This is a genomic window from Kitasatospora sp. NPDC001539 (assembly GCF_040298565.1).
GTDB lineage: Bacteria > Actinomycetota > Actinomycetes > Streptomycetales > Streptomycetaceae > Kitasatospora.
In genome coordinates this window covers 1-7693 of sequence record NZ_JBEPAK010000297.1, presented here as the reverse complement: position 1 = coordinate 7693, position 7693 = coordinate 1, and the positions used below count along the sequence as shown (strand labels likewise).

At 73.8% G+C, this 7693-nt stretch carries 7 protein-coding genes and 1 pseudogene; 4 read left to right on the top strand and 4 right to left on the bottom strand.

Translation table 11 applies throughout. The annotated features are described in order from the left end of the window. Positions 1-87 (top strand): annotated as a pseudogene (locus ABT247_RS29705) (DnaB-like helicase C-terminal domain-containing protein); the annotation flags it as partial. A gap of 45 nt (positions 88-132) precedes the next feature. On the opposite strand, the gene ABT247_RS29700 reads toward ABT247_RS29705, so the two are convergent. Then, a complete protein-coding gene (locus ABT247_RS29700; protein WP_350748564.1) occupies positions 133-519 on the bottom strand; it encodes a VOC family protein in 387 nt (128 codons plus the stop codon). Positions 520-656: 137 nt separating this feature from the next. On the opposite strand from ABT247_RS29700, the gene ABT247_RS29695 reads away from it, so the two are divergent. Next, positions 657-1622 (top strand): LysR family transcriptional regulator, encoded by a 966-nt coding sequence (locus ABT247_RS29695; protein ID WP_350748558.1) that lies wholly within the window; start codon positions 657-659, stop codon positions 1620-1622. 91 nt (positions 1623-1713) lie between these two features. Then, positions 1714-2250 (top strand): hypothetical protein, encoded by a 537-nt coding sequence (locus ABT247_RS29690; protein ID WP_350748555.1) that lies wholly within the window; start codon positions 1714-1716, stop codon positions 2248-2250. 36 nt (positions 2251-2286) lie between these two features. On the opposite strand, the gene ABT247_RS29685 is transcribed toward ABT247_RS29690, so the two are convergent. The 3 genes from ABT247_RS29685 to ABT247_RS29675 form a co-directional block, all read right to left on the bottom strand. Next, positions 2287-3156 (bottom strand): hypothetical protein, encoded by an 870-nt coding sequence (locus ABT247_RS29685; protein WP_350748552.1) that lies wholly within the window; start codon positions 3154-3156, stop codon positions 2287-2289. A 263-nt stretch (positions 3157-3419) separates the two neighbouring features. Continuing rightward, the gene (locus ABT247_RS29680) at positions 3420-4355 is read right to left on the bottom strand and encodes a metallophosphoesterase (RefSeq protein WP_350748561.1); all 936 of its coding nucleotides are present in this window, start codon (positions 4353-4355) and stop codon (positions 3420-3422) included. Between the two features lie 718 nt (positions 4356-5073). Then, positions 5074-6231, bottom strand: a complete 1158-nt coding sequence (locus ABT247_RS29675; RefSeq protein WP_270145572.1) for a LacI family DNA-binding transcriptional regulator — start codon at positions 6229-6231, stop codon at positions 5074-5076. A gap of 337 nt (positions 6232-6568) precedes the next feature. Here ABT247_RS29675 and hisC point away from each other — a divergent pair, with 337 nt between their 5' ends. Then, positions 6569-7687, top strand: a complete 1119-nt coding sequence (gene hisC / locus ABT247_RS29670) for a histidinol-phosphate transaminase (protein WP_350748549.1) — start codon at positions 6569-6571, stop codon at positions 7685-7687. Positions 7688-7693: the final 6 nt, after the last annotated feature.

Below are 7693 nucleotides of genomic sequence, written 5' to 3'. Positions count from 1 at the left end.
CAGCTGAACCGTGGCCCGGAACAGCGCACCGACAAGCGGCCGATGGTCTCGGACCTGCGCGAGTCCGGCTCGATCGATCAGGACGCCGCCCTGTCGGGCCGGGACGGCGCCTCCCGCTGCGAGGACGGCCGGTCAGCTCGTGGCGTCCTGGGGGTACCAGCGGAGCTCGACGGTGTTGCCGTCCGGGTCCTGGACGTAGAGGGAGACGGCGTCGCCGCGGGCGCCGTAGCGGCTGACCGGGCCTTCGAGGACGGTGAAGGCGCCGGAGTCGATCACCTCCTGCCAGTCGAGGGGCTCGACGGTGAGGCAGATGTGGTCGACGTTGGACTCGTGCCGGGGGCGGTGGAACAGGTCGATGATGGTGTCGCCGGTGACCCGGACGGAGGGGAACGAGACCTTGCCGGCCCGCCACTCGTCGACCCGGACGGGCTCCAGGCCGAGCAGTCCGGTGTAGAAGGCCAGGGACCGCTCGATGTCGCTGACGTTGAGGACCAGGTGGTCGAGGGCGATGACGCGCATGGTGATCGGCTCCGGTCGGGAGTGGCGGGTGGGAACGGGTTCCACGATCCTCCGCCCGCTGGCGGACATCAATGCCCGATCACCGTACGATCGTTGAGTCTGACTTAACGATCGCGGGTTCAACGACGGGGGCCGACGTGCTGGAACGACTGGAGATCGAGGTCTTCCTCGCGCTGACCGAGGAACTGCACTTCGGCCGGACCGCCGAGCGGCTGCACCTCAGCACCGGGCGGGTCAGCCAGGTGGTGAGGACGCTGGAGCGCCGGATCGGCGGCCCGCTGTTCGAGCGCACCAGCCGGTCCGTCCGGATCACCGCGGTGGGGCGCCGGCTTGCCGAGGACCTGGCGCCGGCGGTGGCCGCGATCGAGGAGGCGGTGCGCCGGGCGGTGGACGCCAGCTCGGGGGTGACCGGGGAGTTGCGGGTCGCGTTCCTCGGGGAGTGGACGGCGCCGGTGGTGACCAGGGCCGTTGCGCTGTTCGGGGAGCGCCACCCCGACTGCCGGGTGGACGTCCGTGAGGTGCAGCTCGCCAACTCCCGGTCCAGCCTGGAGGACGGCTCGATCGACGTGCTGGTCGCGTCCTTCCCCTTCGGTGGTATGGCCCTCGGGCCCGTCGTGCTCACCGAGCGGCGCGTCCTGGCCGTGCCGGCCGGGCACCGGCTGGCCGCCGAGGCCTCGGTGTCGCTGGAGGTGCTCGCCGACCACCCGGTGGTGCAGTACCCGGCGGTGACCTCGGTCGGTTTCAAGCGGGACCGCACGCCCGACCGCACGCCGTCCGGCCGCCCGGTCCCCGAGGGCCCGGTCGGCGGGACGTTCTCCGAGATGCTCAGCCTGGTGGCGATGGGCCGGGGCGTCCTGCCGGTGGGCGAGCTCTGCCGCCGGTACTACCCGCGGCCGGACCTCGCGTACGTCCCGATCCACGACGCCCCGCTGATCGAGCGGGGGTTGGTCTGGCGGCGGGGCAACACCACCGCTCGGGTCCGCGAGTTCGCGCGGGCCGCGGCGGACGCGGCGGACGTGGTGGCCGCGGCGGACGTGGTGGGCACGGCGGGTGCGTCCGCCGCCGAGGAGCCGGGGACGGGGGCGGGTAGTACCCCGGTATGACGTCCGATCCGGCTCCCCGGTGTGACGATCGGCGGGGTGGTGCCGCGCCAGGATGAGGACAACAGCCGAGCGAGGGTGAAGGAGCCCGAGAATGTCCGCGATCCACCGTCAGTCCAGCACCGCAGTGGGCACCGTCGTCCGCGACGCCGTCCGGGCCGGACTGGCGCTGCCGGCCGGCGCGGTGGGGGCGGCACTGATCCTGACCGGGCGGCCCGGGCGGGCCGCGCGGTGGCAGCAGCGGGTGTCCGGCGGCCGGGGCTGGACGGGCGGCCGGGTGCTGGCCCGGCTGGTGCTCGGCCTGCCGCTGGACGCGGCGGCGCTGGTCGTCGTCGGCTACGCGCTGTTCAACTCGGTGCGGAACTTCGGCTACCCGATCTGGTACCTGCACACCGACTACCACCACGCCTGGGGCGGCCCGACCATGGCGGGCGTCTGGACGGTGCACGCGCTGGGCTGGGCGCTGACCCTGTACGTGCTGCTGCGCTGGCCGGTGCGGTGGATCGCGAACGGCCAGCGGGCGCTGTCCGCCCGGCTGTCGGCCCGGCCGTCGACCCCGCCGTCGACCTGGCCGTCGGACGGCCGGCCGGCGCGGAACACCGGCGTGGCGACGGCGGTGCCGGCCGCCTGACCGGCGGAGGCCCTGGGCGCACGGCCGCGGCTCGGTTCAGCGCACGTCGTCCGGCCCGGTGAAGTCCGGCGAGGTGTAGCCGGGGCCGGTGAAGTCGGGGGTGGTGAAGGCGGCGGGCCGGGTGGTGTGCCCCGCGGCGCCGGCGGGGTCGCCCGGGCCGGGGCCGGTGCGGCCGGGGCCGCTGCCGTCGGGGCTGCTGAAGTCGGGGCTGCTGTAGTCGGGTGGGGTGAACCCGGGGCTGCTGAAGGCGGGGACGGGGCGGCCGGGCACGGCCGGCAGGTGGGCGTGGAGGTAGGGCAGCAGGCCGCGGTCGCGCAGGGCGGTGCGCCATTCGCCGCGGGCTGCGGTGAGTTCGGCGGCCAGCTCCCGGTCGATGCCGGCCGGGACGGCCGCTCCGCCGCGTATGGCGGTGAGGAGCAGCCCGATGGTGCCGACGGCCATCGCGACGACCCCGGCGGCGAGCGCCACCCAGCCGGCGGTGACCAGGGAACCGGCGAGGGCGAGCCCGGAGTCGGCGGCGCGCAGCAGGTAGCCGATCAGCAGCAGCACCAGCGCGGCGGACCAGGCGAGGATCGGCGTGAGCACGGTGAGGACGGGGAACAGCCCGGCGCCGCCGTTGCCCGAGCGCAGCTGGCTGAGCAGTCCGGGGGCGTACGGCTCGGCGTCGGTCGGCGGTGGGGGCGTGGTGCGCAGGCTCTCGCGCAGCCCGGTGTAGTGGGCGTACTCGGTCGCGGCCGCGGCGTTGACGCGGTCGGCGTCCCGCAGCGCGCGGACGCGCAGCTGGTCGGCGGTGAGCGCGCCCGGGGCGCGCAGGGCGGCGAGGACGGTGCGGTCGCGCAGGGCTTCGCCGAGGAGGCGCTCGTACTCCGGGCGGTCCTCGGCGAGCAGCGGCGGGGGGTTGGACATGGGGACCCCGTTCATGCGGACCCCGACCGGCATCGAGGAAGGACGCGCATCGAGGACGCGGGGACCCTCAGGACGCCGAAACGGGCGCGGAGGCGGGCCGCCGGACGGGCGGCCGGGTGTGGTGTGCCTCATGGTAGGGGCGGGCGCGCCTGTGCTGACAGTCGGTTTCCGGAATTTCGCGCCCCGGGCCGCGCGCATTCGGCACCGCGAGCGCCGGGAACAAGCGTTCGACGATTCCAGCGGATTGACTGCGGATCAGGTCGTCAGATCGGCAGCCGCGCGACCAGCAGCCGGCCCTCCATGGTGACCCCGCCGTCCATCGCCACCGCCAGGTCGTCCGCGTAGACGTACGGCCCCGGGATGTGCGGCGGCTGCCCGTCGTCCGCGTGCACCGCGCCGGTGAGGTACGGGATCGGGCTGTGCCCGTGCACGATCCGGGTGCCGCCGTAGGTGTCGAGCAGCTCGTGGACGGCCGTCGGTCCGGCGTCGCCGCGGAAGGCGAAGCGCTTGGTGAAGCGGCGGAAGCAGTCCCACCACTCGTCGACGCCGCCGTCCGCGAGCACGCTGTGCACGGCGTCGTTGACGTCGGGGATGGACTCCCCGTACTCCAGGTACGCGGTGGTGTCGGAGTGGAGCAGCAGGTGCCCGTCCTCCAGCGCGATGGCGGGCAGCCGGGAGAGCCAGCTGATGTGGTGGGCCTCCAGCCGGTCCAGGTCGTTCTGCTGGCCGCCGTTGAGCCGCCAGGCGGCGAGGAAGGAGGCGGTGCCGGCGGTGGACTGGACGGGCTCGTCGCCGTACTTGGCGGCGCCCAGGAACAGCAGTTCGTGGTTGCCCATCAGGGCGCGGCAGTAGCCGCCGGCCGCGGCGGCCTCGGCGGCGAGCTGCATGACCAGGTCGATGACGCCGATGCCGTCAGGGCCGCGGTCGGTGAAGTCGCCGAGGAACCAGATCCGGGCCCGCCCGGCCGACCAGTGGCCGTCCTCGTCGATCAGGCCCTGGTGGCGCAGTTCGGCGCGCAGTTCCTCGAGGTAGCCGTGCACGTCGCCGACGACGTAGACCGGGCCGGGCGGCTCGCCGGGGCCGGGGGCCGGGTACGGGTAGGTCGGCGCTGCGGGGTCGGGCAGCGGCGGGCCCAGCTCGATGGTCGGCGGGTCGTCGCGGCCGGCGAGCCGGTGGGCGGGGGAGGGCTGGTCCGGCAGGGTGGGCTCGTAGCCGGAGCGGTCGTCGTAGCCGCCGTGGTCCTCGTACGCGGCCTGCTCCTCGTACGTGCCCTGCTCCTCGTAGCCGGGGCGGTCCTGGTAGCCGTTCGCTCCGTCGTAGCCGGCTCGCTCCTGGTACCCGTTCCGCTCCTCGTAGGCGCCCTGCTGCTCCTCGAAGCCCCCCTGCTCCTCGTAGCCGTCGGCGCCGTCGTACCCGCCCTGCCCCTGGTGCGCGAACGCCCGGGGGTGGTCGGCGCCGACTCCCTGGGCGTGCACGGTGTGGCCGTGCCGCTGGCCGTCCGCGGGCCAGTGCTGCTCCAGGTAGCGTGCGCCGCCGTAGCCGCTGTAGGTCTCCGCGTCGTACGGAGCGTCCTGGTAGCCCGGTGCGGACTCGGGTTCGTAGTAGGTGCCGTACGGCAGCACGTCGAGGTCCGGCTGGTGGCGGGGGCCCGAGTGGGGGTGCTCGGGTCCGGGGAAGCGGTCCTCGGGAGTCATTCGCCCATCATAGGAAGACCACTCTCCCGCCGTCGTCACCTGGTGGGTATCCAATCCTCCGGAGCGTCAGCCGGGCCGTCCCGCAAGGTCCGTTTTGTCCCGGCTCGGTAGGGTCTCGTCAGCGCGTCGACGGGGCGTCGGCCCGGTCCGCGCCCGGTCCGGGCCTCGTCCGAGGTCTGGACCGCGCTTGACGGGCGAGGGGGTGGAGGCCGGGGCCGGCCCCTCAGACCTCGCCCGGCGGACGGGGCGGGCTGACGGTGGTGCGCGGGCTCCGCCGCTGGGAGGAGGCGCGGACGATCAGCTCGGTGGGCATCAGGGTGCCCGGCGGCGGGCCGTTCCCGGCGGTGCGGAAGCGCGGCGGGAAGAGCCGGGCGATGTCCACGCCGGTGCCGGAGTCGACGCCCTCGATGGCGTCGATCAGCAGGTTGACCACGGTGGTGCCGATCTTGCGCGGCTTGAGCGAGAGCGTGGTGATCGGCGGCTCGGTGGCGGCGTAGACGTCGCTCTCGCTGCAGCAGACCAGCAGCAGGTCGTCCGGCACGCGGAGGCCGTACCGGCGGGCGGCGGCGAGCAGATCGGTGCCGTTGGGGTCGAACAGCCCGTAGACGGCGTCCGGGCGGTCCGGGCGGGCGAGCAGCCGGTCGGCGGCCACCGCGCCGGCCGCCGGGTCGTGCGCGGGGTACGCCTCGTACACCGGCTCCTGGCCGACCTTGGCGCACCAGCCGAGGTAGGCCTCGGTGGAGAGCCGGGTGTAGGTGTCGGTGCTGGTGCCGGTGAGCAGGCCGATCCGGCGGGCGCCGGCCTCGGAGAGGTGGTCCAGGATGCCGAGCACGGCGGCCTCGTGGTCGTTGTCGACCCAGGCGGTGACCGGGCAGTTGCCGGGCTTGCCGTCGCTGACCACCGGGACGCCGGACCGGTACAACTCGCTGACCAGCGGGTCCTGGTCGGGCGGGTCGATCACCACGGTGCCGTCCAGGGCGATGTTGCCCCAGACGTCGTGGCGGGAGGAGGCGGGCAGCACCACCAGCGCGTAGCCGCGGCCCAGGGCGGCGCTGGTGGCGGCCCGGGCCATCTCGGCGAAGTACGCGAACTCGGTGAAGGTGAAGGGCTCTTCGCCGTAGGTCGTGACGGTCAGCCCGATCAGGCCGGACCGTCCGGTGCGCAGGGTGCGGGCCGCCGCGGAGGGGCGGTAGCCGAGGCGCTCGGCGACCTCGCGCACCCGGCTGCGGGTCTCGTCGGGCAGGCGGCCCTTTCCGTTCAGAGCGTCGGAGACGGTGGTGATCGACACTCCGGCGGCTGCTGCCACATCCCGGATGCCGGCCCGCTCCAGACGCCGTGAGGTGGTGGGACGCCGACCGCTCTGGTTGGCTGCTGCTGTCATGGCGGACCGATCGTATGGCTCCTGACAAGGGTCTGTGACCGGCGCATCGGGAGCCTTTGGAGATACGTTTCTCCATGAACGAGCCGGGGTGCGCCCCTTCGATACCCGCCCGAAACCAGCCGTCTTACCTCTGACATGTGCCATTGGAACCCTGCAGAATGGCTGATCCGCGCCTGTAACCCGTCCGGGCATCTCACTCCTACGGGTGAGGGCCGGTCGGTATCGTGCAAGGCACCCGACCGGGGTGGTCCGGGCGCGTTCCGATGTCCCGGGCCACGGCGGTGATCCCGACCGTGGCACGGCGGGGCGGACCGGAGAGACACGAAGGAGTACGACGGTGAGCAGTGGTACGTCAGCGCAGGGCCCGCGCCTGCGGCCGACCCTGGACGGCATCCCCACCTACAAGCCCGGCAAGCCGGCCGGCGCCGACGCCTACAAGCTGTCCTCGAACGAGAACCCGAACGACCCGCTGCCCGGCGTGCTGGAGGCGGCGATCGCGGCGGCGGGCTCGTTCAACCGCTACCCCGACATGGGCGTCAGCGAGCTGACCGCCGAGCTGGCCGCCCGCTTCGGCGTCCCCGCCGAGCACATCGCCACCGGCACCGGCTCGGTCGGCGTCGCCCAGTCGCTGGTCCTCGCCACGGCCGGCCCGGGCGACGAGGTGATCTTCGCCTGGCGCTCCTTCGAGGCCTACCCGATCATCACCCAGGTCGCCGGCGCGACTCCCGTCCCGGTGCCGATCACGGCGGGCGGCGACCACGACCTCGACGCGATGCTGGCCGCGATCACGCCGAACACCCGACTGATCTTCGTCTGCAACCCCAACAACCCCACCGGCAACGTGATCCACCGCGCCGAGCTGGAACGCTTCATCGACGCCGTGCCCGCCGATGTCCTGGTGGTCGTGGACGAGGCGTACATCGAGTTCATCCGCGACCCCGAGGTGCCCAACGGCATCGACCTCTACCGCGACCGCCCGAACGTGTGCGTGCTGCGCACCTTCTCCAAGGCGTACGGCCTGGCGGGGCTGCGGGTCGGCTTCGCGATCGCCCACGAGCCGGTGGCGAACGCGCTGCGCAAGACCGCCGTCCCGTTCGGCGTCAGCCAGCTCGCCCAGGACGCCGCCGTCGCCTCGCTGCGCTCGGAGCAGGCGCTGCTGGAGCGGGTGGAGGCGCTGGTCGGCGAGCGCGACCGGGTGGTGGCCGGGCTGCGCGCCCAGGGCTGGGAGATCCCGGACTCGCAGGCCAACTTCGTCTGGCTGTGGCTCGGCGACCGCTCGGCGGACTTCGCCGTGGCCTGCGCCGAGGCCGGCGTGATCGTCCGGCCGTTCCCGGAGGGCGTGCGGGTGTCGATCGGGGAGACCGAGGGTCGGCCAGCACCGAGGTCGGCGCCTGGACGATCTCGGGCAGCTCGCGGTGGAACGCCAGGTAGTTGGACTCGAAGGCGCTGCGGGTGAGCGTCT

Coding starts and splice junctions, on each gene's coding strand:
- ABT247_RS29700 (WP_350748564.1), bottom strand. CDS start 519: ATGCGCGTCATCGCCCTCGACCACCTGGTCCTCAACGTCAGCGACATC.
- ABT247_RS29690 (WP_350748555.1), top strand. CDS start 1,714: ATGTCCGCGATCCACCGTCAGTCCAGCACCGCAGTGGGCACCGTCGTC.
- ABT247_RS29685 (WP_350748552.1), bottom strand. CDS start 3,156: ATGTCCAACCCCCCGCCGCTGCTCGCCGAGGACCGCCCGGAGTACGAG.
- ABT247_RS29675 (WP_270145572.1), bottom strand. CDS start 6,231: ATGACAGCAGCAGCCAACCAGAGCGGTCGGCGTCCCACCACCTCACGG.